The 24,219-nt window shown below is 71.9% G+C and carries 26 protein-coding genes; 4 read left to right on the top strand and 22 right to left on the bottom strand.

Translation table 11 applies throughout. The annotated features are described in order from the left end of the window. Window positions 1-69 precede the first annotated feature (69 nt). Both OQ02_RS08640 and thyX read right to left on the bottom strand, forming a co-directional pair. A complete protein-coding gene (locus tag OQ02_RS08640) occupies window positions 70-459 on the bottom strand; it encodes an ACT domain-containing protein (protein ID WP_033437720.1) in 390 nt (129 codons plus the stop codon). A 6-nt stretch (window positions 460-465) separates the two neighbouring features. Then, window positions 466-1,218, bottom strand: coding sequence for an FAD-dependent thymidylate synthase (thyX, locus tag OQ02_RS08635; RefSeq protein ID WP_033437719.1), 753 nt, complete (start codon window positions 1,216-1,218; stop codon window positions 466-468). Window positions 1,219-1,376: 158 nt separating this feature from the next. Between thyX and OQ02_RS08630 the strand changes: the two genes are divergently transcribed. Continuing rightward, a complete protein-coding gene (locus tag OQ02_RS08630) occupies window positions 1,377-1,901 on the top strand; it encodes a toxin-antitoxin system HicB family antitoxin (RefSeq protein WP_033437718.1) in 525 nt (174 codons plus the stop codon). Between the two features lie 9 nt (window positions 1,902-1,910). After that, window positions 1,911-2,795, top strand: a complete 885-nt coding sequence (locus OQ02_RS08625; RefSeq protein ID WP_033437717.1) for a DUF4097 family beta strand repeat-containing protein — start codon at window positions 1,911-1,913, stop codon at window positions 2,793-2,795. A 697-nt stretch (window positions 2,796-3,492) separates the two neighbouring features. On the opposite strand, the gene OQ02_RS08620 is transcribed toward OQ02_RS08625, so the two are convergent. Together OQ02_RS08620 and OQ02_RS08615 are read right to left on the bottom strand one after the other, a co-directional pair. After that, window positions 3,493-4,704: a winged helix-turn-helix domain-containing protein gene (locus OQ02_RS08620; protein ID WP_051772095.1), complete on the bottom strand. Its 1,212-nt coding sequence runs from the start codon at window positions 4,702-4,704 to the stop codon at window positions 3,493-3,495. Between the two features lie 25 nt (window positions 4,705-4,729). Further along, entirely contained in the window at window positions 4,730-5,590 is an 861-nt protein-coding gene (locus tag OQ02_RS08615) for an EamA family transporter (protein ID WP_033437998.1), read from the bottom strand. A gap of 63 nt (window positions 5,591-5,653) precedes the next feature. Here OQ02_RS08615 and OQ02_RS08610 point away from each other — a divergent pair, with 63 nt between their 5' ends. Next, window positions 5,654-6,205 (top strand): GNAT family N-acetyltransferase, encoded by a 552-nt coding sequence (locus tag OQ02_RS08610; protein WP_033437715.1) that lies wholly within the window; start codon window positions 5,654-5,656, stop codon window positions 6,203-6,205. Between the two features lie 22 nt (window positions 6,206-6,227). After that, window positions 6,228-6,728 carry a membrane protein gene (locus OQ02_RS08605; RefSeq protein ID WP_033437714.1) on the top strand — a complete coding sequence of 167 codons (501 nt, stop codon included), beginning with the start codon at window positions 6,228-6,230 and terminating at the stop codon, window positions 6,726-6,728. Here the strand turns inward: OQ02_RS08605 and OQ02_RS40800 are convergent. The 18 genes from OQ02_RS40800 to OQ02_RS42255 form a co-directional block, all read right to left on the bottom strand. Further along, on the bottom strand, window positions 6,676-7,128 hold the full coding sequence (locus tag OQ02_RS40800) for a hypothetical protein (protein ID WP_156076929.1): 453 nt from the start codon (window positions 7,126-7,128) through the stop codon (window positions 6,676-6,678). The genes OQ02_RS08605 and OQ02_RS40800 overlap by 53 nt on opposite strands. Window positions 7,129-7,205: 77 nt before the next feature. Further along, window positions 7,206-7,661, bottom strand: a complete 456-nt coding sequence (locus OQ02_RS08595) for a tetratricopeptide repeat protein (protein ID WP_033437713.1) — start codon at window positions 7,659-7,661, stop codon at window positions 7,206-7,208. 5 nt (window positions 7,662-7,666) lie between these two features. Then, window positions 7,667-8,437 carry a 4-hydroxy-tetrahydrodipicolinate reductase gene (gene dapB / locus OQ02_RS08590; protein ID WP_033437712.1) on the bottom strand — a complete coding sequence of 257 codons (771 nt, stop codon included), beginning with the start codon at window positions 8,435-8,437 and terminating at the stop codon, window positions 7,667-7,669. Continuing rightward, window positions 8,434-9,741, bottom strand: coding sequence for a M16 family metallopeptidase (locus OQ02_RS08585; RefSeq protein ID WP_442973583.1), 1,308 nt, complete (start codon window positions 9,739-9,741; stop codon window positions 8,434-8,436). The genes dapB and OQ02_RS08585 overlap by 4 nt, the downstream gene beginning before the upstream one ends. A 95-nt stretch (window positions 9,742-9,836) precedes the next feature. Then, on the bottom strand, window positions 9,837-12,080 hold the full coding sequence (locus OQ02_RS08580; RefSeq protein ID WP_033437710.1) for a polyribonucleotide nucleotidyltransferase: 2,244 nt from the start codon (window positions 12,078-12,080) through the stop codon (window positions 9,837-9,839). A gap of 222 nt (window positions 12,081-12,302) precedes the next feature. Next, window positions 12,303-12,572: a 30S ribosomal protein S15 gene (gene rpsO, locus OQ02_RS08575; protein WP_033437709.1), complete on the bottom strand. Its 270-nt coding sequence runs from the start codon at window positions 12,570-12,572 to the stop codon at window positions 12,303-12,305. Window positions 12,573-12,693: 121 nt separating this feature from the next. After that, entirely contained in the window at window positions 12,694-13,152 is a 459-nt protein-coding gene (locus OQ02_RS08570) for a 2'-5' RNA ligase family protein (protein WP_033437708.1), read from the bottom strand. A 22-nt stretch (window positions 13,153-13,174) separates the two neighbouring features. Then, entirely contained in the window at window positions 13,175-13,660 is a 486-nt protein-coding gene (locus OQ02_RS08565; RefSeq protein WP_033437707.1) for a helix-turn-helix domain-containing protein, read from the bottom strand. 91 nt (window positions 13,661-13,751) lie between these two features. Then, window positions 13,752-14,693 (bottom strand): bifunctional riboflavin kinase/FAD synthetase, encoded by a 942-nt coding sequence (locus OQ02_RS08560; protein WP_051772043.1) that lies wholly within the window; start codon window positions 14,691-14,693, stop codon window positions 13,752-13,754. Between the two features lie 10 nt (window positions 14,694-14,703). After that, on the bottom strand, window positions 14,704-15,027 hold the full coding sequence (locus OQ02_RS08555) for a hypothetical protein (RefSeq protein ID WP_033437705.1): 324 nt from the start codon (window positions 15,025-15,027) through the stop codon (window positions 14,704-14,706). A 16-nt stretch (window positions 15,028-15,043) separates the two neighbouring features. Further along, window positions 15,044-15,958: a tRNA pseudouridine(55) synthase TruB gene (truB, locus tag OQ02_RS08550; protein ID WP_081915471.1), complete on the bottom strand. Its 915-nt coding sequence runs from the start codon at window positions 15,956-15,958 to the stop codon at window positions 15,044-15,046. Between the two features lie 26 nt (window positions 15,959-15,984). Next, a complete protein-coding gene (locus tag OQ02_RS08545; protein ID WP_033437704.1) occupies window positions 15,985-17,307 on the bottom strand; it encodes an MFS transporter in 1,323 nt (440 codons plus the stop codon). An 84-nt stretch (window positions 17,308-17,391) separates the two neighbouring features. After that, window positions 17,392-18,693 carry an MATE family efflux transporter gene (locus OQ02_RS08540; RefSeq protein ID WP_033437703.1) on the bottom strand — a complete coding sequence of 434 codons (1,302 nt, stop codon included), beginning with the start codon at window positions 18,691-18,693 and terminating at the stop codon, window positions 17,392-17,394. Between the two features lie 106 nt (window positions 18,694-18,799). Then, entirely contained in the window at window positions 18,800-19,807 is a 1,008-nt protein-coding gene (locus OQ02_RS08535; protein ID WP_231499916.1) for a DHH family phosphoesterase, read from the bottom strand. Between the two features lie 42 nt (window positions 19,808-19,849). After that, window positions 19,850-20,299 (bottom strand): 30S ribosome-binding factor RbfA, encoded by a 450-nt coding sequence (gene rbfA, locus OQ02_RS08530; RefSeq protein WP_033437702.1) that lies wholly within the window; start codon window positions 20,297-20,299, stop codon window positions 19,850-19,852. A 25-nt stretch (window positions 20,300-20,324) separates the two neighbouring features. Next, a complete protein-coding gene (locus OQ02_RS08525) occupies window positions 20,325-20,621 on the bottom strand; it encodes a DUF503 domain-containing protein (protein WP_033437701.1) in 297 nt (98 codons plus the stop codon). A gap of 68 nt (window positions 20,622-20,689) precedes the next feature. After that, a complete protein-coding gene (gene infB / locus OQ02_RS08520; RefSeq protein WP_033437700.1) occupies window positions 20,690-23,776 on the bottom strand; it encodes a translation initiation factor IF-2 in 3,087 nt (1,028 codons plus the stop codon). Between the two features lie 88 nt (window positions 23,777-23,864). Next, window positions 23,865-24,209 (bottom strand): YlxR family protein, encoded by a 345-nt coding sequence (locus OQ02_RS42255; RefSeq protein ID WP_081915470.1) that lies wholly within the window; start codon window positions 24,207-24,209, stop codon window positions 23,865-23,867. Window positions 24,210-24,219: the final 10 nt, after the last annotated feature.

Genomic DNA, 24,219 nt, shown 5'->3' with positions numbered 1-24,219 from the left:
GTCACTCCTCGAAACCCGACCGCGGACCGGGCGGACGCTACTTCAGACCTCGCGAAGCCCGGCCCGGTTTCACGGTTTCGTGACTTCGTGACCGGACGCGCGCAGGGCCTGCACCGCGCGGGCCAGGTCGCCCGCCTTCACCAGCAGGTGGTCCGTGTCGTAAGTGGACACGGCGAACAGGCTCACCCCCGCCGCCGCCAGTTCACCCGACAACGCCGCCATGATCCCCGTCAGGGTGAACTCCAGCGGACCGCGCACGGTCAGCAACCGCCAACCGGGCTGAGCGGTCACCGCCCGCGGCGCCACCTCGCTCGGGCACACGATGGACAGCTCGTCGGGCGTCCTGGTCACCGACACGAGGCCCGGCGCGTCGAGCAGACCGGTCGGGACCGGCGCGTCCGCGGCCAGCCGGGCGACCGTGTACTCACCCGGCCGGACGTCGACGATCAGCCGCTTCACCGGTCGTCAGCCTTCGGTGACCAGCGGGCTGGAGGCGACCTCGGTGCCGTCGGACAGGGTGGAGATGGCGAAGTCGGCGAACACGTTGGCCGCCGCCTTCTGGAGCTGGCGCAGGCACTCCACGGCCAGGGCGCGGATCTCCACGTCGGCGTGCTCGGTGGCGCGCATGGCGATGAAGTGCCGCCACGCGCGGTAGTTGCCGGTCACCACGATGCGGGTCTCGGTGGCGTTGGGCAGGATCGCGCGGGCCGCCTGGCGGGCCTGCTTGCGCCGGAGCGTGGCGCTGGGGACGTCGGAGAACTTCTCCTCCAGGCCCTTCAGCAGCTCGTTGTAGGCGTCGACGCTCGCCTGCGCGGCGGCGAGGAACTTCTCGTGCAGCTCCGGGTCGTTCGCGATGACGTCCGGCTCGACCATGGCGGCGTTGCGCTCGGGCACGTACCGCTGGGACAGCTGCGAGTACGAGAAGTGGCGGTGCCGGATCAGCTCGTGCGTCAGGGAGCGGGAGATGCCGGTCATGTAGAAGGTGACCGAGCCGTGCTCCAGCACCGAGAGGTGGCCGACCTCGATGATGTGCTTGATGTAGCCGGCGTTCGTGGCGGTGGCCGGGTTCGGCTTGGTCCACGACTGGTAGCAGGCGCGTCCCGCGAACTCGGCGAGCGCCTCGCCACCGTCGGCGTCGGTGGACCACGGGACGCCGTCCGGGGGGAAGAACTCCGTCTTCGCGATCAACTGCACCTTAGGCGCCACCGTCTCAGCCATGGCCCGAACCCTAACCGAAGCTACGAGCGCCCCCTGACCGAAGTCACCCGCGCCCGCCGTGCGGCCATCGGTGTGCCGGCGTGCGGCCGTCGGCGTGCCGCCACGGGCGACGTCAGACACTCCTTGACTGATGTCAGTTTTGACGTCATGGTGGTGTCATGGATCTGTCGCCGTACATCGCAGCACTGCGCGAGGACCTCGCGACCGCCGCGTCCGCCGGGGACGACAACACCCGGCGCACCGCGGCCCTGCTGTCCGCAGCCCTGGAGCCCGCCGCGCGGCTCGCGCTCATGAACGCACTGTCCGACCTGGCCGCGGAGGTCACCGCGGCCCTCGACGGCCCCGTCGTCGACGTGCGGTTGGACGGACGGGACGTGCAGGTGGTCGTCACCGGCACGGCCGCTCGGGAAGAACACGAACCCGAGCCGCAGGAAGTTCCCCGGCCCTCCGCCGGTGACGCCACGCGCGTCACGCTGCGGCTGCTGGACGAGCTGAAGGCCAAGGCGGAACAGGCCGCCGCGGCACAGGGCATGTCGCTGAACACATTCGTGGCGCAGGCCGTGCAGGGCGCGGTCGGCGGACGTCGGGGCGGCCACGGTGGCGGCCACAAGCACTGGGGTCCGCCGAAGGACCACGGGGACGGCGGCTCGTCGTCCCGCGTCCGCGGCTGGGTCCAGGGCTGAGGGGGGATCATGGAATCGGACGTGGTGCGTCAGCAGAGCTTCGAGGTCGACGGCGTCGTGGAGATCGACGTGGCGCTGCTCGCCGGCCGGGTGCGGGTGCACCTGGTGGACGAGCCGGGGGTGCACGTCGAGGTGAAGCACGACCCGTCGCAGGGCGAGTCGTGGACGGCCGGGCTGTCCGGACTGCTGACCTGGGTGAACGACCAGTTCGGCAACGGGGGCTCGCAGCCGGCCGGAGCGTCGGAGGCCGTGCGGGACGCCCGGCTGGAGATGTCCGGCAGCCGGTTGAAGGTGCAGTCGTCCAAGGCGCTGCCGTTGCGCGCGGTGCCGTTGGGCGTCACCGTGCGCGCGCCGATCGGATCGCACGTCATCGCCAAGGCGGGAGCGGCGGACGTGACCGTGACGGGTGCCGCCGGGCGGTTGGACATCCAGACCGGCACGGGTGACGTCACGGTGGACCGGGCGGACGCGTCGTCGCAGGTCAACTCGGGTTCCGGCAAGCTGCGGCTCGGGCCGATGCTGGGTGGGCTGCGGGCGAAGACCGGCAGTGGCGACATCGAGGTGTCGTCGGTCGGTGGGAACACCGTGCTCTACACCGGCACCGGGCACGTGTGGCTCGGGGCTGTGCAGAACGACGTGCAGGTGCGGACGGGCAGCGGTGACGTCACGGTCGCCGACGCGGCGTCCGGGAAGATCCAGATGGGTACCGGCTCGGGTGACGTGCGAGTGGGCGTGCGGCCGGGGGTGGCGGCGCAGGTCGACCTGGTGTCCAGCTCCGGGTCGGCGCGCAGCGACCTGGCCGTGTCGGACACGCCGCCGGAGGGCGAGGCGTCCCTGTTCATCACGGGGCGGACGGGCAGCGGCAGCGCCTTGGTGACCACGGCGACCAGCTGAGACCGGCCGCGGCGTACGCACCCCCGATGCACACGCCGCGGCTTCCCCGCCCCACAGCCGCCCCCACCGCCCTCAGCCAGCCCCGCGCGTTCGGCCGGCCAGCACCCTCAGCCAGCCGCAGCGTGCGCGCCCTGACCCGCGCGCGACGCATCTCAGCGGACGACCGCCTCCAGCCGGCCACCGCCCTCAGCCAGCCACCGCCTTCAGCCGGCCCGCGTTCGACCGGGCACCGCCCTCGGCCGGCCACCGGCCCTCAGTCAGCCACCGCCCTCAGCCAGCCCAGGCCGTTCGGCCGGCCCTCGCCCCCGGTCGGCGGGGACTGCCGCACCTCACTGCCCCCAGCCGGCTACCGCCTTCAGCGAGCCCTTTCAGCCGACCGGCGCACTCCGCCAACCCGCGCATTCAGCCGGCCACCAGCCTCCGCCCAGCCGGCACCCTCGCCCGGCGACCGCGTTGAGCCAGCCCGCCGCCTCAGCCGACCAACGGCCTCCACACGCCCCGCGCGTCAACCGACCGTCCCTCGGCGGCCAGCTCACCCCTCGGACAGCCAGCGTGTTCAGCCAGTCCAGGCCGTTCGGCAGGCCCGCACGTTCGGCAGGCCACCGCCCTCGGCCAGCTCACCACCCTCGGCCGGCCACCACCCTCGGCAGGCCACCGGCCCTCGGCGGGCTGCCGGCGCGTTCGACCGACCACCCCCTCAGCCCACCACCGCCTTGAGCGTGGGCGCGAGGTCGCCGCGGGGTACTACCTCCACGGTGTCCAGCTCCAGCCAGTCCGCCATGTGGCGCAGCTCGGCGGCCAGTTCCACCGCCACCCGGCCGACATCCGCGGTCGGCTCGGAGTACGCGCCCTGCACTCGGAGCACGCCCGCGGCGCGGTCCGCCTTCAGGTCGACCCGCCCCACCAGCTCGCCGTCCAGCAGGAACGGGAACACGTAGTAGCCGTGCACCCGCTTCGGCGCCGGCACGTAGATCTCGATCCGGTAGAAGAAGTCGAAGATCCGCTCCGTCCGGGCCCGCTCCCAGATCAGCGGGTCGAACGGGCACAGCAGCGCCCGCCCGGTGATCCGGCGCGGCACGCGGGCCTCGACGTGCCGGTACGCGGGCGCGCCCCAGCCCTGCACCTCGACCGGCTCCAGCACCCCCTCTTCGACCAGTTCCGCCACGGCCTGCCGACTGCGCCCCGGCTGGAGGCGGTAGTAGTCGCGCAGGTCCGGCTCCGTCGCGACGCCCAGGGCCGTCGCCGCACGGGCCACCAGCTCCCGTGAGCCCTCCTCCGCCGAGATCGACATCCGCCGGGCCAGCACCTCCGGCGGCAGCACGCGCTCGCTCAGGTCGTACAGCCGCTCGAAGCTCCGCCGCGACCCCGTCGTCAGCACGCCCGAGCCGAACAGGTACTCGCACACCTTCTTGACCTCGGACCAGTTCCAGCCCCACTGCTCCTTGGCCCTCGGCCCGCCACCGGCCAGCGCCTTCTCGATCGCACCGGCACCGACCGGCCCCAGCTCCTTCACCACCGCCAGGATGTCGTCCACGAGCTGCGGCGAGCGCTCGGCCATCGCGCTGTAGTTCTTCCACCAGCCGTCACGCTTGGCCCCCGAGTGGAACAACGGCCAGTCCTCCACCGGCACCAGGCTCGCCTCGTGCGCCCACGACTCCACCAGCAGGCGCGGCCGACGCGCGCTGTGCGACCAAGCCGCTTCGTCCAGCAACGACGGCGAGTACGCGCCCAACCTGCTGAACAACGGCATGTAGTGCGCGCGGACGGCCACGTTCACCGAGTCCAGCTGCAACAGCCGCACCCGGGACAGCACCTTCTGGAGGTGTCTGCGGGTGGGCGCGGCGGCGGGCCGGGGATCGGTGAAACCCTGGGCGCCGAGTGCCATGCGCCGGGCGACGTCTGCGCTCATCTTCTGCACGGCGGGATACTCCCACTCAGGTACGACATTTCCGCTCCGCCTGCACGACCAGGACCACCGCCAGCACCACCAGCAGGCCTCCGAACAGCTGCAACACCCCGAACCGCTCGCCCGCCAGCCACACGCCGAGCACCACCGCGATCACCGGGTTCACGTACGCGTAGGTCGCCACGGTCGACACCGGCAGCTGCCCCAGCACGTACACGTACGAGCTGAACGCCAGCAGCGACCCGAACACCACCAGGTACCCCCACGCCACCCACGACGACGTCGTGATCGCGTCGAACGACACCCGCTCACCGGCGACCAGGCCGACCACCGTCAGCGCCGCCCCACCGGCCAGCATCTCCACCGCCGACAGCGCGAACGGGTTCGCGGGCGTGTCCAGCCTGGAACTCAGGAACGACCCGAGCGCCCACCCGAACGCCGCCAGCAGCACCACCCACGGCCCCCACCACGACGAGTCGCCCACGTCGTCCAGCACCAGCACGGCCAACCCGACGAGCCCCACGGTGACGCCCGCGTACGTCACCCCCGGCGGGCGCTCCCCGGTGAACCTCCGCATCAGCACGACGTGCAGCGGCACGGACGCCACCAGCAGCGCCGCCAGCCCGGACGCCACCGACTGCTCGGCCAGCACCACCAGCCCGTTGCCCCAGGCCGGCAGCAGCAGACCCAGCAGCACCGCCGAGCCGAACTGCCGCCGCGTCATCCGCAGGCTGCCCCGCCACGCCACCAGCAGCGCCAGCACCGCACCGGCGACCAGGAACCGGGATCCGCCCGAGAGCAGCGGCGGCATCGACTCGATGCTGAACCGGATGGCCAGATAGGTGGAACCCCACACCACGTACACGACGCCCAACGCTGCCCAACGCACGTCGCAGACGCTGTCACGCGACACCCCGCGAATCACGCGGATTTCCGCCGATAGGGTTCGGACATGGCCGACGCCACAGTGCGCACCGCGCAAACCGACGACGTGGCGGAGATCGCCCGCATCCACCGAGACACCTGGCGGACCGCCTACGAGGACCTCGTGCCCACCGAAGTCCTCCAGGCGATCGACGTCGACGAGACCGCCGTGGCGTGGTCCGAGCCGGTCGGGCGCGGTCAGGTGTTCGTCGCCGTCGAGGGCGGGTGGACGGTCGGGTTCTGCGTCGCCGGGCAGGCCCCCGAGGACGAAGTGGCCCGCGCGGACGGCTCGCTGCCCCCGGACGCCGGGACGACCGCGCTGGTCAGCGTGCTCGTGGAGCCGCGCTGGGGACGGCGCGGCCACGGCGGGAGGCTGCTCGCCACGGCTGCCGAACACCTGCGTGAAGCGGGCGCGACGAGGGGCGTCGCGTGGGTGCCGGAGGCGGACAAGGCCTCGATCGGCTTCTACGGCAAGGCCGGGTGGGAGCCGGACGGCACGGTGCGCACCCTGGACGCCGGCGGGCGACCGTTGCGCGAAATCAGGGTGACCGGGGGGCTGGCACTACTACTGGAGCCATGACCGCACGGGTAGCCTCTGCCGGGTGCTCGGGTGGTTGTGCCTCACGTTCGGCGTCGCGTTCGGCTCCGCGATGCTGCCGTTGATCAGCATCGAGATCTTCGTGATCGGGCTGGTGACCCAGCAGCCGGGCATCTCGTGGTGGTGGATCGGCCTCGCGGTGGCCGTGGGCCAGGTGCTGGGCAAGATGCTGTACTTCCTCGCCGCACGCGGTTCGCTGCACCTACCGGCGTTCCTGAAGCGCAAGGAGAAGCCGGACGTGCCGCTGTCGCCGCGGCGGCAGAAGTGGAAGGCCCGGATGGAGTGGGTCCGCCTGCGCTGTCAGCGGCACCCGCACTGGATGTTCGGCACGCACGCGGTCAGCTCGGTCGTCGGCCTGCCGCCGTTCATGTTCACCACCGTGCTGGCGGGGCTGGCGGGCATGTCGTCCTGGCTGTTCATCTCCACCGGCATGGTGGGCCGGTTCGCCCGGTTCAGCGTGCTGGCCGCGTCGCCTGCCGCTGTGGCCGGCTGGTGGCTGAACTGACCCCACCGGACTTGGCACCGGTGGACTTGGCATTCGTCGACTTTGCACCGGTGGACTTGCCGCCGGTGGGCGGGTCGCCGCGCTCGTGCCGCACCAGGCGCTGCTCCGGAACCCTCAGCCCGTAGTGGTCGTGCAGCTGGACCTGCTCCGCCTCGGACAGCTCCGGCCCGCCGACCCTCGGCGCGTCGTCGACCTCACGCCGGTCCACCGGCACGACGAGCCGCCGGTCGCGCACCTGGGCGCCGCGGATGGGCACCAGCGCGACCCCGCCGTCTCTGCGGACCGCGGCCCACAGCGGACGGCCGTTGGCCAGCCACAGTTCGGCGACCGGTCCGATGGGCCGGCCGTGCCGGTCGAGCACGTCACAGTCGTAAAGGCGGTCCACCGCTGCACGATCCATGCCCAACCGGCTACCCGGTCGCCCGGACGGCCGCACCTCGAACCACCCGGTTGTGTGACGCACACCCCGACAGGGGTTCAGGCTCGACCTGAGGCTCCGCCGTGCAGGTCGATGGCCTTCCGCATGGTGTCGCGCGCCCGGCCCCGGTCGCCGGCCAGGTCGTACGCCTGGGCCAGCAGGAACCACGCCCGCCAGTCCTCCGGCCGCGACTCCACGTCGGCCCGGCGCTCCTCGAACCACGCGTCGGCGGCCTCCCGGTCCACCCGCCCGGACGGGCGGCGCGGCAGCGCGGAGGTGTCCGGCAGGGCACCTTCCGCGTCGAGCTGCCGCGCCATCCGCTCGGTGGTGAAACCGAACTTCAGGTTCGTCCACGCGATCCACGCGCCGATCAGCGGCAGCAGCAGCACCCCGATGCCGAGGCCGATGCCGACCGGGTCGCCGGTGCCCATCAGCACCACGGCCCGACCGCCGAGCAGCACGAAGTACACCGCCAGCGCGGCGGTGATCAGGAACGCGACCGTGCGGGTCCGCACCGGACTCAGAGGTCCATGTACTTGTCGAGACCGACGGACAGGCCGGGGTGCTCACCGATCGACCGCACGGCCAGCAGCACGCCCGGCATGAACGACTTGCGGTCCAACGAGTCGTGCCGCAGCGTCAGCGTCTCGCCCTCCGTGCCGAACACGACCTCCTGGTGCGCGATCAGCCCGGCGACCCGCAGCGAGTGCACTCGCACGTCGCCCACGAGCGTCCCACGCGCGCCCGGCGCCTCCTGGGTCGTCGCGTCCGGCATGGCACCGAGGCCCGCCGCCTCGCGCGCCTGGGAGATGAGCCGGGCGGTGTGCGCGGCGGTGCCCGAGGGCGCGTCCACCTTGCGCGGGTGGTGCAGCTCGATGACCTCGACCGACTCGTAGTACCGGGCGGCCAGCTCGGCGAACCTCATGGACAGCACCGCGCCGATGGCGAAGTTCGGCGCGATCAGCACGCCCAGCTCCGGCTTCGGCTCCAGCCACTCCGCGACCTTGCCCAGCCGCTGCGCGTCGAACCCGGAGGTGCCGACGACGGCGTGGATGTCGTTGTCCACGCAGAACCGGATGTTGTCCATGACCACTTCGGGGCTGGTGAAGTCGACCACGACCTCGGCGCCGGAGTCGGCCAGGTTGAACAGCCAGTCGCCCGCGTCGACCATCGCGACGACTTCCATGTCCGGCGCGGCCTCGACCGCACGGCACACCTCGGCGCCCATGCGGCCCCTGGCGCCGATGACGCCTACGCGGAGTGGTTCGGCCGGAGTCGGCTGGGCAGTCAAGAGATCACCTCGTGCACCTGGGACGGCAGATCGTCGGCGTGAGCGTAAGGGCCGACCACGGCGGCGGCCACGGGGCGTCGGAGCAAGTCCCGCGCCACCGTCGCGACCTCCTCCGGCGTGACCTCGTCGATGCGCGCCAGGGTCTGCTCCACGGACAGGTAGTCGCCGTAGTTCAACTCGCCCTTGCCGATGCGCGACATCCGCGAACTGGTGTCCTCGAGGCCCAGCACGAGCCCGCCGCGCAGCTGGCCCTTGCCGCGGGCCACCTCCGCGTCGCCCAGCCCGTCACGGGCCACTGTGGACAGCACGTCGCGGATCACACCGGCCACGTCGCCGAGCCGGTCCGGCTGGCAGCCCGCGTACACCGACAGCGTGCCCGCGTCCGCGTAGAGGCCGACCGACGAGTACACCTGGTACGCCAGCCCACGCCGTTCCCGGACCTCCTGGAACAGCCGCGAGCTCATGCCGCCGCCCAGGGCCGCGTTCAGCACGTTCAACGCGAACCGGCGCTCGTCGTGCCGGTCCAGCCCGCGCACGCCCAGCATCAGGTGCGCCTGCTCGGTGTCGTCGGTGTGCAGCACCAGGTCGCGCGAGCCCGGGATGCGAGCCCGACCGGCGCGCGGCGCGACGGGCGTGCCCACGCGGTCCAGCCGGTCGCCGATCTGCTTGCGCACCAAGCGCATCACCTGCGCGTGGTCGATGTTGCCCGCCACCGCGAGCACCATCCGCGGCAGCGTGTAGCGCCTCTTGTAGAAGCCGAACAGCGCGTCTCGCTCCATGTCCCCGATGGACTGCTCGGTGCCCAGCACCGGGCGCCCCAGCACGTGCTCGCCCATCAGGGCGTCGAGGAACGCGTCGTGCAGCAGGTCTTCCGGGTCGTCGTCGCGCATCGCGATCTCTTCGAGCACCACGCCGCGCTCGGTCTCGAAGTCGCGCGGCTCGCACAGCGCGTCGAACACCACGTCGCACACCAGGTCCATCGCCAGCGGCAGGTCCTCGTCGAGGACGTGCGCGTAGTAGCAGGTGTGCTCCTTGGCGGTGAACGCGTTCAGCTCGCCGCCGACCGCGTCGATCTCCTCGGCGATCGCCGCCGCGGTGCGGTTCGCGGTGCCCTTGAACAGCAGGTGTTCCAGGTAGTGCGCGGCGCCCGCGACCTCGGTCCGCTCGTCGCGCGACCCGACCTGCACCCACAGGCCGACCGACGCGGACCGCACGCCGGGGATGCGCTCGGTGATGACCCGCAGGCCGGACGGCAGCAGGCTGCGGCGCACGGCGACGCCCGCGTCACCGCGTTCCAGCGACACCGTGCTGCCGGGCTTCTGGAGGTGCCCGAGCCTCCGCGTAAGCGGACGGCCGCGAGTGCTCGAAGCACTCGCGGCCGTCCCGTTGACGCCAGTCGTCACTGCGCGTTGGCCTCGGCCTCGGCGGGTGCGGTGTCCTGCGCGGGGGCGTCGCCGGCCGGGGCCTGCTCCGCCTCCTCGTTCACCAGCACGAGGCTGATCTTGCCGCGCTGGTCGATGTCCGCGATCTCGACGCGGAGCTTGTCGCCGACGTTGACGACGTCCTCGACCTTGTTGATCCGCTTGCCGTTGCCCAGCTTGGAGATGTGGATCAGGCCGTCCTTGCCCGGGAGCAGGGACACGAACGCGCCGAACGCCGCGGTCTTCACCACGGTGCCCAGGAAGCGCTCGCCGACCTTCGGCAGCTGCGGGTTCGCGATCGCGTTGATCATGTCGATCGCGGCGTCGGCCGACGGGCCGTCCGCTGCGCCGACGTAGATCGTGCCGTCGTCCTCGATGGAGATGTCGGCACCGGTCTGCTCGGTGATCGAGTTGATCATCTTGCCCTTCGGGCCGATGACCTCGCCGATCTTGTCGGTCGGGATCTTGACCGACGTCACGCGCGGCGCGAACGGGCTCATCTCGTCCGGGCTGTCGATGGCCTCGGCCATGACCTCCAGGATGGTCAGCCGCGCGTCCCGCGCCTGGCCGAGGGCAGCGCCCAGGACCTCGGACGGGATGCCGTCCAGCTTGGTGTCGAGCTGGAGCGCGGTGACGAACTCCTTGGTGCCGGCGACCTTGAAGTCCATGTCGCCGAACGCGTCCTCGGCGCCGAGGATGTCGGTCAGCGCGACGTACTCCGTCTTGCCGTCGACCTCGTCGGACACCAGGCCCATGGCGATGCCCGAGACCGGCGCCTTCAGCGGCACGCCGGCGTTGAGCAGCGACATCGTGGACGCGCAGACCGAGCCCATGGACGTCGAGCCGTTGGAGCTCAGCGCCTCGGACACCTGGCGGATCGCGTAGGGGAACTCCTCGCGCTTGGGCAGCACGGGCATCAGCGCCCGCTCGGCCAGCGCGCCGTGGCCGATCTCGCGGCGCTTGGGCGAGCCCACGCGGCCGGTCTCACCGGTGGAGAACGGCGGGAAGTTGTAGTGGTGCAGGTAGCGCTTGTGCGTCTCCGGGGACAGCGAGTCGATCTGCTGTTCCATGCGCAGCATGTTCAGCGTGGTGACACCCAGGATCTGGGTCTCGCCGCGCTCGAACAGCGCCGAGCCGTGCGCCCGTGGGATCAGCTCGACCTCGGCCGACAGCGACCGGATCTCGGTGAGGCCGCGGCCGTCGATGCGCACCTTGTCGCGCAGGATGCGCTGGCGGACGAGCTTCTTGGTCAGCGAGCGGAACGCCGCGCCGACCTCCTTCTCGCGACCCTCGAACTGCTCGGCCAGCTTCTCCAGCACCGACGCCTTGATCTCGTCGATGCGGGACTCGCGCTCCTGCTTGCCGCCGATGGTCATCGCCTGACCCAGCTCGCCGGCCGCGGCCTGCTCGACGGCCTCGAAGGCGTCGGCCTGGTAGGCCGGGTACGTCGGGAAGTCGCCGGTGGCCTTCGCGGCGACCTGCGCCAGCTGGGCCTGCGCGTCGCACAGCGCCTTGATGAACGGCTTGGACGCCTCCAGGCCGGCCGCAACAACCTCTTCGGTGGGCGCCGTGGCGCCCTCGCCGATCAGGTCGATGACCTTCTCGGTGGCCTCGGCCTCGACCATCATGATCGCGACGTCGTCACCGACGACACGGCCGGCGACGACCATGTCGAAGACGGCCTTCTCCAGCTGCTCGTGGGTCGGGAACGCCACCCACTGGCCCTCGATGAGCGCCACCCGGACGCCGCCGATGGGGCCGGAGAACGGCAGGCCCGCGAGCTGCGTGGACGCGGACGCGGCGTTGATCGCCACCACGTCGTACAGGTCCTGCGGGTTCAGGCTCATCACCGTGATGACGACCTGGATCTCGTTGCGCAGACCGTCCACGAAGGACGGGCGCAGCGGCCGGTCGATGAGGCGGCAGGTCAGGATCGCGTCGGTCGACGGGCGGCCTTCGCGGCGGAAGAACGAGCCGGGGATGCGGCCCGCCGCGTACATGCGCTCCTCGACGTCCACCGTGAGGGGGAAGAAGTCGAAGTGCTCCTTGGGGTGCTTCGACGCCGTCGTCGCCGACAGCAGCATCGTCTCGTCGTCCAGGTAGGCGACGACCGAGCCCGCCGCCTGGCGGGCCAGGCGACCGGTCTCGAAGCGGATGGTGCGCGTGCCGAACCGACCGTTGTCGATCACGGCTGAAGTCTCGTGGACCTCGATGTCCGTCATATGGGTACTCCTCGTCATGCGGGTCACATCGCGCTCAGGGCGCGGGATCGCGGTTCGGACGAGGCCGGTCTTCGATCGAAGTCCCCTGGGTTTCGTCTACCAGGGGGCCACTACCGAGGACCGGCGAACTGTCGTCCCGTGCGCCGCGCGTGCTTCCCTCGTCTTTGTCGTCAACTACACCGAGGGGGAGCGACCGCGGTGGTCACTCCCCCTCGGCACGCATCACCTGCGCAGGCCGAGCCGCCCGATGAGGGCGCGGTAGCGCTGGATGTCCACCTTCGCGAGGTAGTTCAGCAGCCGGCGGCGACGGCCGACCAGCAGGAGCAGCCCGCGACGCGAGTGGTGGTCGTGCTTGTGCATCTTCAGGTGCTCGGTCAGGTCGGCGATGCGCTTGCTCAGCAGCGCGACCTGGGCCTCGGCCGAACCGGTGTCCGTGTCGTGGACGCCGTACTCGGTGAGGATGGTCTTCTTCTGCTCGGTGGTCAGTGCCACGTGCTTGTTACTCCTTGTACTGGTGAGTGCCGTGCGGCCCCGCACGAGCGGGGTAGTCGGTACAGGCCGCCACGGACCGCAGCCAGACCCAACTGTCGAGGTTACCAGCAGTGGTCGCACCCTACGCGTTTGACGTGCTCAAGGGCACTCGGTCGAGCACCGCGTAGCCCTCGACCGGACGGCTGGCGACCAGCGCGACCTCGGTCGCCGTCCACTCACGACCGGTGAACTCGACGTGCGGCAGCACGACGCCGCGGGCGACCGTCAGGTGCGGGTGCCAGTCCGGTGGCACGTGGGCCGCCTCACCCAGCTCGGCCAGCGCACCGTCCACGCCGATCCACAGCACCTGCCGGAACGTGCCGCTGCCGCGCAGCCGCAGGACGGGCGCGGCCACCCGGTCCAGGCCGCCGAGCGGGTCGACGGGCTCGGTGCCGCCGAAGAACCGGACGGTGACGTGCCAGCGGGTCGGGTGCAGCCAGCGAAGCCGCGGGTACGCCGAGCGGAACGGGCGGAGCGCGTCGTGCAGCTCCTCGACGACGTCGTCGGGCGGGAAGATCGCGGAGAACAGGTTCACCGGCACGCCCCGCCCGTGCTGCCGGCGCTCAGGCTTCGCGGCCCTTGCCGGCGCGGCGCAGCAGCTCCGCCAGCGCCGGGAAGTCCTCGCCCAGCACGTCGGCGGCCTGCGACAGCTCGCGGCGGTCGGCCAGGCGGCGCAGGAAGGGGAACACCACGGCCTCGTCGTCCACGCCGTTGACGGGCAGTGACTCGCGGCTCACGGTCGGTTTCGACAGCCGCACGTCGTCCAGCGCGCGCTGCAACGCCTCGGGGGCGCCGCTGGCCACGTCGGGGGTGAGGACCTTGCGCTCCAGCATGATCATCCGGGCCAGCACGGAGGGGTTGCCGATCTTGGCCCGGCGCCCGCTCATCACCTGGCTCAGCATGGGGGCGCTGATCCCGAGCACCTCCGCGAGCTGCGCCTGGGAGACCCCGAACGCGACCACCAACCGGCGCACCCGGTCGCCCAGGGGTTCGCCGTACCACTCCCGCTGCAACGCGAGATTGCGCTGGACGATGTTGTGGTCCTCCACCTTCGCCTCTCCCCTGGCCCGACCGACGTGAAAGGCATACTGCCAGGTCGCCCGGTGTCGCACGGGCGGTTCCACCCACCTGGTCCACTCGTCAGGCTTCGCCCGCGTCCGCCAGGAGTTCGCGGGTAACGGCCACGTCCCGGTGCATCTGCTCCAGCAGCGGCTCGACGCCGTCGAACTTCTCCATGTCCCGCAGCCGGTCAACGAAGTCGAGCGCCACGCGCTGGCCGTAGAAGTCCTCGTCCACGTCCAGCACGAACGCCTCGACCCGCCGTTCCCGGCCGGAGAACGTCGGGTTGGTGCCGACGCTCACCGCGGCCTTGAGGCGGCGGCCGGAGCTGTGCACGAACCAGCACGCGTACACGCCGTCCGCGGGCACGGCGGCGAACCGCGGGGTGGACAGGTTGGCCGTGGGGAAGCCCAGTTCCTTGCCTCGCCCGTCGCCGCGCACCACGATGCCCTCCAGCCGGTGCGGCCGGCCGAGCGCGTGCGCCGCCGCCGACACGTCGCCCGCGTCGATGCACGCCCGGATGTACGTGGACGAGTACGTCACCCCGTCGTCGGTCACCAGATCCGCCCCCTCGGTCACGAAGCCGAACCGCTTGCCCAGCGCGCGGAGCAGCTCGACGTTGCCCGCCGCCTTGTGGCCGAACGTGAAGTTCTCCCCCACCACCACGGCCGCCACGTGCAGCCGGTCGACCAGCACCTCGTGCGCGAACTCGTCGGCGGGCGTGCGCGCGACCTCCGCGGTGAACGGGATCACGCAGAAGACGTCGACGCCAAGGCCCTCGACCAGTTCGGCCCGCCGGTGCAGGCTGGTCAGCTGCGCCGGGTGGCTGCCAGGGCGGACCACCTCGGACGGGTGCGGGTCGAAGGTGATCAGGACGCTCGGCACGCCGCGGTCGTCGGCCAGCCGGACCGCCCGGTTGATCAAAGCCTGGTGCCCGCGGTGCACACCGTCGAACACACCGATGGTCACGACGCAGCGGCCCCAGCCGCCCGGTAGGTGTTCCAGCCCTCGCCAGCGTTGCACGCGGGCAAGCCTACGGGTCGCGCCGTGCGTCCCGACCAGCCTGGGCGTCGAGTGTGATGGGACCGGCCGGACCGGACTGCACGGTCTGCACCACGTCGCCGCTCACGCCGCCGGTGATGCTGTTGTTCACGGTCGTGTTGTTGTGCACAGCGTCGGTCGGCGCCTGCGACGTGGCAGGTCGCAGGCGGAGGGCGACGACCACACCCACCGCGGTGAGGACGGCGACCGCGACCCAGGCCCACGGACTCGCGCCGACGTCCGTGGCCAGGTTGATCGCCACCCCCGTGGCCGAGGTCACCACGCCGGCCGCGGCCGGCCACACCCATCCCGCCATGCGTCCACCGTAGGGCTTATCCGGCGGGGGTCAGTACCACCAACGGCTTGGCGATCGGACCCTCGTCCTTGGCCAGCGCCACCACGTGGCCGTCCGGGCCGAAGACGCCGTACGTGCCGTCCAGCCCGCCCGCGGCCAAGCGCTGCCCGTGCGACAGGGCGACCGCCTCGCGCGGCGCGATCTCACGGCGGGGGAAGGCGGTGGACACGGCGGCGTCGAGGTCCAGCGACAGGCCGGGCGCGGCCTCCAGCTGCTCCAGGGTCTTCGCCACGCGCAGGTCGAACGGTCCGACGCGGGTGCGGCGCAGGGCCGCCAGGTGGCCGCCGACTCCGAGGTCCGCGCCCAGGTCGCGGGCCAGCGCGCGCACGTACGTCCCCGAGGAGCACTCGACCATCACGTCGAGCTCGGTGGCGTCGCCCTCGCGGCGGACCGACAGCACGTCGAAGCGGTGCACGGTCACCGGGCGCGCCGGGATGTCCACGACCTCACCGGCCCGGACCCTGGCGTACGCGCGCTTGCCGTCGATCTTCACCGCGCTCACCGCGCTGGGCACCTGCTCGATCGCGCCGGTCAGCTTCGCCACACCGGCGCGGATCGCGTCCTCGGCCACGTCGGACGCGTCGGCCGTCGACAGCACCTCGCCCTCGGCGTCGTCGGTCGTGGTGGACGAGCCGAGCCGGATGGTCGACAGGTACGCCTTGCTGTCCAGCGCGAGGTGGCCCAGGAGCTTCGTGGCCCGCTCGATGCCGAGCACCAGCACGCCGGTCGCCATCGGGTCGAGCGTGCCCGCGTGCCCGACCTTGCGGGTGCCGAGGATGCGGCGGACCCTGGCCACCACGTCGTGCGAGGTCATGCCGTCGGGCTTGTCGATCACGACGAGACCCGGGGGAACGGTCGGCTTGGCGGGACGTGCGGGAGAAGTTGCGGACACAGCCGGGCATCCTAGGCCTCGGCGACCTAGGCCTCCGCGAACACGTCCCAACGGCGGCGGCGCAACCGCACCGGCACGGCCTCGCCCCGGTCCTCGGCGGCGAACACCGCGGCCCGCGCACGACGCCACCACACGATCGTGCGCCACGCGCCGACCAGCAGCACCGCGACCACGGACAGGAACGCGAGCCGGTACGCCTGCGGCGCGGGCACGAACGACTCGACGACGTCCAGCACGACGCCCACGACGAGCGCGGTGAACGTGATCGCGGCGAACCCGCCGACGTTGGCCACGCCGGTGGCCGTGCTCACCCGGTGCAGCGGGTTGTAGTCGCGCACCAGCGCGAACGCCACGCCGGACACCGGGTTGCCCACGGCCAGCAACGCGAACAGGACGTACAGCACGGGCGTCGGCAGCACACCGCCCGGCCAGCCCAACAAGACCGCCCAGCACAGCATGGCCACGCCCAGGTACGTGCCGACGATCGGCATCCGCCACACCGGCCGGGCGCCGATCACCGTGCCCAGCACCGGACCGGCCACGATCCCCACCAGCACCAGCGTGCTCAGCACGGCGGACGCCGACGTGCTCGACAGGCCCTGCGCCTCGACCAGGTACGGGAACCCCCACAGCAGGCCGAGCATCGCGGGCGCGGACATCGACGTGAAGTGCACCCAGAACCCGAGCCGGGTGCTCGGCTCGCGCCACGCGTCCTCGACCTTCGCGCCCACCGCCCGCAGCGGCACCGGTTCGACCACCGGTTGGGGCACGCCGTCCGGCACCTCGCGGACCCGCCACGCGATCACCGCCGAGTACAGCGCCGTGCCGAAGCCCGCGATCAGGAACGTCACCGTCCAGCCGACGTTGTCCAGCAGCAGCGTCAACGGCACCGTGGCGATCATGTTGCCCGCGCCGCCCAGCGCGGCCGACAGCGTCATCACCAGGGTGAACCGGCGTGGCGGGAAGTGGGCGGCGGCCAGGCGCAGCACGCTGACCCACGTCATGGCGTCGCCGATGCCGAGCACCGCGCGTGCGGCCAGGCCTACGGGGTAGGACTCGGCGAGCGCGAACATGACCTGGCCGGTGCCCATGAGCAGGGCGGCGGCGGTCAGCACGCGGCGCGGGCCGAAGCGGTCCACCAGCAGGCCGGTGGGGATCTGCATCAGCGCGTAGAGGCCGATCTGGAGCACGGTGAACGTGCCGAGCGCGGCCGGTCCGACGGAGAAGCGGTCGCCCGCCTCCAGGCTGGCCACGCCGAGCGAGGTCCGGTGGAACAGGGCGGCGACGTAGACGGCGACGGCGGTTGACCAGATCAGCCACGCTTGCTTGGTGGCGCGATCGACCGGCAAGGCGGTTCTCCTAGGTCTTCCGTGCGGCGGCACTCCCAGTATCGAGAAACAGTTGCCTATTGTTAACGATTCCCCGGGTGCCGCTCACCACACCGCGCCGACCCTGGCCCACTCGCCGGACCGGGTCCGCAGCAGCACCAGGACCAGCCGCAACACCATGAACGCGGAGAGCCCGCTCCAGATGCCGACCAGCCCCCAGCCGAACGCGTAGGACGCCCACACCAGCGGCAGGAACCCGAACGCCGCCGAGATCAGCGTCGCGGTGCGGAGGAACTTCGCGTCACCAGCGCCGAGCAGCACCCCGTCCAGCGCGAACACCACGCCCGCGATCGGCTGCAACGCCACGAAGAACCACCAGGCGTGCGGGATCTCGTCCAGCACGGCCCGGTCCGCGGTGAACAGGTGGGGCAGCGGGCCCGACAGCGCCGCGAAGATCACGCCGAGCAGCACGCCGAACCACAGCCCGTACCCGGTGACCTGCCACGCGAACCGACGGGCCTGCTCACGTCGTTCCGCGCCGAGCGCCGCGCCGATGATCGACTGGGCGGCGATGGCGAGCGAGTCCAGCAGGAGCGCGAGGAACGTCCAGAGCTGCAACACGACCTGGTGCGCACCGACCGCGCCGATCGACGTGCGCGCGGCCACGGAGGCGGAGGACAGGAAGCAGGCCTGGAACGCGAGGCTGCGCAGCACCAGGTCACGGCCGAGGCCCAGCTGCGCGCGCATCCGGTGCCGGTCCGGCCGCAGGCTCACCCGCTCGGTGCGGAGCGCCTTGATGAACAACCCGGCCGACAGCACCTGCGCGACCACGTTGGCGATGGCCGAGCCCTCCAGGCCCCAGTGCACGCCGTGGACCAGGATCGGGCAGAGGACGGCCGAGATGCCGTTGCCGACGAGCACGTACCAGAGCGGCCGGCGGGTGTCCTGAACACCGCGCATCCAGCCGTTGCCGGCCATCGTGACCAGCACGAACGGCGCGCCGAACAGGGCGATCCGCAGCCAGGCGACGGCGTTGTCCGCGACCGCGCCCTCACCGGCCATCAGCCGGGTGGCGGGTCCGGCCAGCAGTTGCCCGAGCAGGATCACCACCGCACCGACGGCCAGCGCCAGCCAGGTGGCCTGCACGCCCTCCTCCACGGCTTCCCCCCGGCGTCCCGCGCCGAACAGCCGTGCGGTGCGCGCCGTGGTGCCGTAAGACAGAAATGTCAGCTGCGTCGCGACCTGGGTGAACAGCACGCCGCCCAGGGCGAGCCCGGCCAACGGCAACCCGCCGAGGTGGCCCACCACGGCCGTGTCCACCAGCACGTACAGCGGCTCGGCGGCCAGCACCACCAGCGCCGGCGCCGCCAACCCGAACACCCGCCGCGCCGGTACCCGCTCCTCCACCTGAACCCCTCAATGCGCAACTCACCCGTCCCGAACGTAGGACTCTCGCGTGAGTCCTACGTTCGGAACCCGTGAGTCCTACGTTCGGAACAGCCGAGTTCAACGCTCAGAACGACGCGGTCACGGTCTCCAGGGCGGCACGCAGGTCGGCCAGCACCTTGTCGACCGGGCCGCTCGCGGTGAAACCGGCGGCCATGCGGTGACCGCCGCCGCCGAGCAGCTGCGCCACCTCGCGCACGTCCACCCGGCTCACCGCCCGCAACGACACCGACCACGACGACGGCCGCAGCTCCTTGAGCACCGCCGCCACCTCCGCCTCGGCCGTGGTGCGCACCAGGTCGACCACGCTCTCGACCTCCTCGGGCCGCAGCCCGGAGGCGTCCTCCAACGTCACCACGGCGTGCACGAAGCCCAGCCCACCCGCGGCCTCGGGCTCCAGGCACGCCCGGCCGAGCACCTTCGCCAACATGCCGAGATACCCGAACGGGTGAGAGTCCATCAACGGGCGGGCCACCGCCTCGCCGTCCACGCCGGCCGCCAGCAGCCGGGCCGCCACCTCGTGCGTCGCCGCCGACGCGTGCCGGAACGACCGCGTGTCCGTCACCAGACCCGCGTACACGCACCGCGCCACCGGCTCGTCCAGCTCGACGCCCAGCTCGTCCAGCAGCCGCAGCACCACGATCGCGGTCGCCTCGGCCCGGTCGTCCACCACGTTCACGTGCCCGAACCGGGGGTTCGACACGTGATGGTCCAACACCACGACCACACCGGCGGTGGACACCCGATCGGCCAACGGCCCCAGCCGCCCGACACTGCCCGTGTCCAATGCCACCAGCACGGGCGGCGCGGCGGGCACCTCGGACGCGGGCACCAGCAGGCCCGCCACGTCCAGGCTCCGCAATGTCTCCGGCACCTCGTCCGGCGCGCCGAACGACACCCGGACCACCGCCCCGCGGCGGTGCAGGGCCAACCCCAGCGCCAGCGCACTGCCCAACGCGTCCGCGTCGGGGTTCACGTGCGCCAACAACGTGACGTCGGCGGCGGCGGACAGGACGTGGGCGGCCTCGGCGAGGTCGGCGGCCAAGTCGTCGGACGAACTCGGGTCGTTGTGCACGACCAGAACGCTAGTCGGCCCCGGCCCCGATCGGCTCGGGCGCTAGTCCGCGTCCTCGGGTTCGCGCGGCGCCTTGTACGGGTCCGGCTCGCCCGCCGGCTCCGCGCCGTGCGCGATCCGCGCCACCTCGGCGTCCAACTCACGGGCCTTGGCCAGCAGTTCGTCCATCCGACGCGCCTCCTGCGGCACGTTGTCGGTGACGAACGCCAGGGTCGGCGTGAACCGGACACCGGTCTGCTGGCCGACCATCGTGCGCAGCACGCCCTTGGCGCTCTCCAACGCCGCCGCGGCGCCCGCGAGGTCCGGCTCGGAGTCGAGCTTCTCGCCGAGCACGGTGTAGTAGACCGTCGCGTCGTGCAGGTCGCCGGTCACCCTCGTGTCGGTGATGGTCACGCGGGCCAGCCGCGGGTCCTTCACCTCGTGCTCCAACGCGGAAGCCACGATCTGCGAGATCCGCTTGGCGAGCTTGCGAGCCCGTGCCTGGTCGGCCACGGCGCTCCCCTCCTGTCGTCAGTTGCTAGTCGTCCTCCGGCCCGACCAGCCTGTGGCGGGCGGAGAGAAGTTCCAGTTCGGGCCGTCCGGCCACCAGCCGCTCGCAGGCGGCCATGACGTCCCTCACATGCTCGGCGTCGGCCGCTACGACCGCCACCCCGATCAGGGCGCGGCGGTGCAGCTCCAGGTGGCCCGCCTCCGCGACGGACACCTCGAACCTGCGCCGCAACTCGGCCACGACGGGCCGCACCACCGACCGCTTCTGCTTCAACGAGTGGACGTCTCCGAGCAGCACGTCCAGCTCAAGGGAACCTACGAACACAGGTGATCACCACGGGTCCGAGGGTGCGGGGCCGCCACCAGGACGGCCCCGCACCTGGCTGAAGACGATCAGGCGCGCGGCTTCTCGCGCATCTCGAACGTCTCGATGATGTCGCCGACCTTCAGGTCGCCGTAGTTGCCGAGCGTCAGACCGCACTCGAAGCCCTCGCGGACCTCGGTCGCGTCGTCCTTGAACCGCCGCAGCGAGCTGACCGGCAGGTTCTCCTGGATGACGTTGTTGTCGCGCAGCAGACGTGCCCGCGCGTTGCGGCGGATCTCGCCCGACATCACGAGGCAACCGGCGATCGTGCCGACCTTGGAGGACTTGAAGACCTCGCGGACCTCCGCGCGGCCCAGCTGGACCTCTTCGTACTCCGGCTTGAGCATGCCCTTGAGGGCCTGCTCGATCTCGTCGATCGCCTGGTAGATCACCGTGTAGTAGCGGACGTCGACGCCCTCGCGGTTCGCGAGTTCGGTCGCCTTGCCCTCGGCCCGGACGTTGAAGCCCAGGACGATGGCGCTACCCGCGACGGCGAGGTTGATGTCGCCTTCGGTGATGCCACCGACGCCGCGGTGGATGACCCGCAGCTCGACGTCGTCACCGACCTCGATCTTCATCAGGGCGTCTTCCAGGGCCTCGACGGTACCCGAGTTGTCACCCTTGATGATCAAGGTGAGGGCGCTCGTCTCCTTCAGCGCGGCGTCGAGGTCCTCCAGGCTGACGCGCTTCCGCTTGGCCGCGTTCGCGGCGTTGCGGCTGCGGGCCTGGCGGCGCTCGGCGATCTGCCGTGCCACCCGGTCCTCGTCGACCACCAGGAAGCTGTCACCCGCGCCGGGCACCGAGGTGAGGCCGATGACCTGCACCGGGCGCGACGGGGTCGCCACCGTGATGTCCGCGCCGTGCTCGTCCACCATGCGGCGGACGCGGCCGTACGCGTCACCGGCGACGATCGAGTCGCCGACGCGGAGCGAACCGCGCTGCACCAGGACCGTGGCCACCGGGCCGCGACCGCGGTCCAGGTGAGCCTCGATCGCGACGCCCTGGGCCTCCATGTTCGGGTTGGCCCGCAGGTCGAGCGACGCGTCGGCGGTCAGCAGGATCGCTTCCAGCAGGCCGTCGATGTTGATGCCCTGCTTCGCCGAGATGTCGACGAACATGGTCTCGCCGCCGTACTCCTCGGCGACCAGCCCGTACTCGGTGAGCTGCTGGCGGATCTTGGCGGGGTTGGCCCCCTCCTTGTCGATCTTGTTCACCGCGACCACGATCGGCGCGTTGGCCGCCTGGGCGTGGTTGATCGCTTCCACCGTCTGCGGCATCACGCCGTCGTCGGCCGCCACCACGATGACCGCGATGTCGGTCGAGTTCGCACCACGAGCACGCATGGCGGTGAACGCCTCGTGACCCGGGGTGTCGATGAAGGTGATCAGGCGCTCGTTGCCTTCGAGCTCCGTGTTCACCTGGTAGGCGCCGATGTGCTGGGTGATGCCACCCGCTTCGCCCTCGGCCACCTTCGCGGTGCGGATGGTGTCCAGCAGTCGCGTCTTACCGTGGTCGACGTGACCCATGACGGTCACGACCGGCGGCCGGATCTGCAGGTCGTCCTCGTCACCGGCGTCCTCGCCGTAGGTGATGTCGAACGTCTCCAGCAGCTCGCGGTCCTCCTCCTCGGGGGACACGACCTGCACGTTGTAGTTCATCTCGGAGCCCAGGAGCTCCAGGATCTCGTCGGACACCGACTGCGTCGCGGTGACCATCTCGCCGAGGTGGAACAGCACCTGCACCAGCGAGGCCGGGTTGGCGTTGATCTTGTCGGCGAAGTCGGTCAGCGAAGCGCCGCGCGGCAGGCGGATCGTCTCGCCGTTGCCCTTGGGCAGGCGGACGCCACCGACCGAAGGCGCCTGCATGTTGTCCATGTACTCCTGGCGCTTCTGCCGCTTCGACTTGCGGCCACGACGCGCCGGACCACCGGGACGGCCGAAGGCGCCCGCGGCACCGCCGCGTCCACCGGGACCGCCACCGCCACCGGGACGACCGCGGAAACCGCCGCCACCACCGGCCGGTGCGCCACCGCCGCCGCCACCGGCGCCGCCGGGACGGAAGCCACCGCCACCGCCACCGCCGCCACCAGGACGGAAGCCGCCACCAGCGCCGCCGCCGCCACCGCCGGGACGGAAGCCGCCGCCACCGCCACCGCCGCCACCGGGACGACCGCCGCCGCCACCGCCACCGGGACCGCGGCCACCGCCGCCGCCACCGGGACCGCCGGGGCCACGACCGCCACCGCCGCCGCCACCGGGGCGGGGCGCGGGACGACCGGGCATCATGCCCGGGTTCGGCCGGGGCGGCATGTTGCCGGGGTTGGGACGCGGGCCGCCGGGACCGCCACCGGAGCCACCCGGACGGGGGCCGGCCGGACGCGAGTCACCGGGCTTGGGACCGGCCGGGCGCTCGCCGCCGCCGGGCGTGGCCGGACGCGGCGCCTGCGGACGCGGCGCGGGAGCGCCACCGCCGACACCGAAGGGGTTGTTGCCCGGACGCGGGGGCCGCGGACCGGCAGGCTTGGGAGACTGCGGGCGCGGCGGGACCACGGACGGGGGGGTCTGAGCTGCCGCGGGCTGCTGCTGCGGCGGCGGGGCCACGCGAGGGCCGGGACGCGGGCCGCCCGTCTTCGGCGCCTGCGGGGGCGCCTGCTGCGGCTGCTGCTGAGGCACGACGGCCGGAACGGGAGCCGGGGTCGGAGCCGACGCGGCGGCCGGGGCGGGCGCCTGCGGCTGCTGCTGAGGGGCAGCGGCCGGTGCGGCCGGTTCCGGCGTGGCGACGGGCTTCGGCGCCGGCGGCTTCGGGGCCATCGGCTTCGGGCCGGGCACGGGACGCGGACCCGGCTTGCCGGCGGGGGCCGGCGGGCGCGGGGTCGTCGACTCGCTCTTGGTCTCCGCCGAGGCCGCGGGCTTCGGCGCGGCCGGGCGGGCGCCCGACGGCTTGGCCTTGCCCTCGTTCTTGGCGTAAGCGTCACGAAGCCGCCGGGCCACGGGGGCCTCGACGGTGCTGGACGCGGACTTCACGTATTCGCCCTGATCGGCGAGCTTGGTCAGCAGTTCTTTACTCGTGACACCGAGCTCTTTGGCGAGCTCGTGCACGCGGGCCTTACCTGCCACTGCACTCCTCTGTGAGGGAGGCCGGCGGGCAAGTCCCGTCGACCTCGTCTTAACGTCGCGCGTTCATGTCTTCAGCTTCACGGCTGACTCATGACGGGTCGACCTGCTTCCTTGCTTCCTGCTGGTCACGGGGCGATCCCGCGACCTCCTTCCCACACTGCGCGAGGTGACCGCGCACACCTTCCACGTCGAGCGCCCCCTGGACCTTGAAGGCCCTGGGGAACGCCCGTCGCTTCTCGGCGTTGCGGAGGCAGTCCGGATCGGGGTGCAGCCATGCTCCCCTACCGGGCAACCGTCGACGCGTGTCCGGGACCACAGCCCCGTCCACGACCACCACGCGTAGCAGCTCGGAGGGCAACGTCCGAGCACGGCACCCTATGCACGTACGAACCGGGCCGATGTGCGCGAATTCCGATCCCCGACGTTGAACCACTGAGAAGTCT

The sequence above is a fragment of the Saccharothrix sp. NRRL B-16314 genome (genome assembly GCF_000716595.1).
Taxonomy (GTDB): Bacteria; Actinomycetota; Actinomycetes; order Mycobacteriales; family Pseudonocardiaceae; genus Actinosynnema.
The sequence above is the reverse complement of the archived record's forward strand: the minus strand, read 5'-3'. Positions and strand labels throughout refer to the sequence as shown.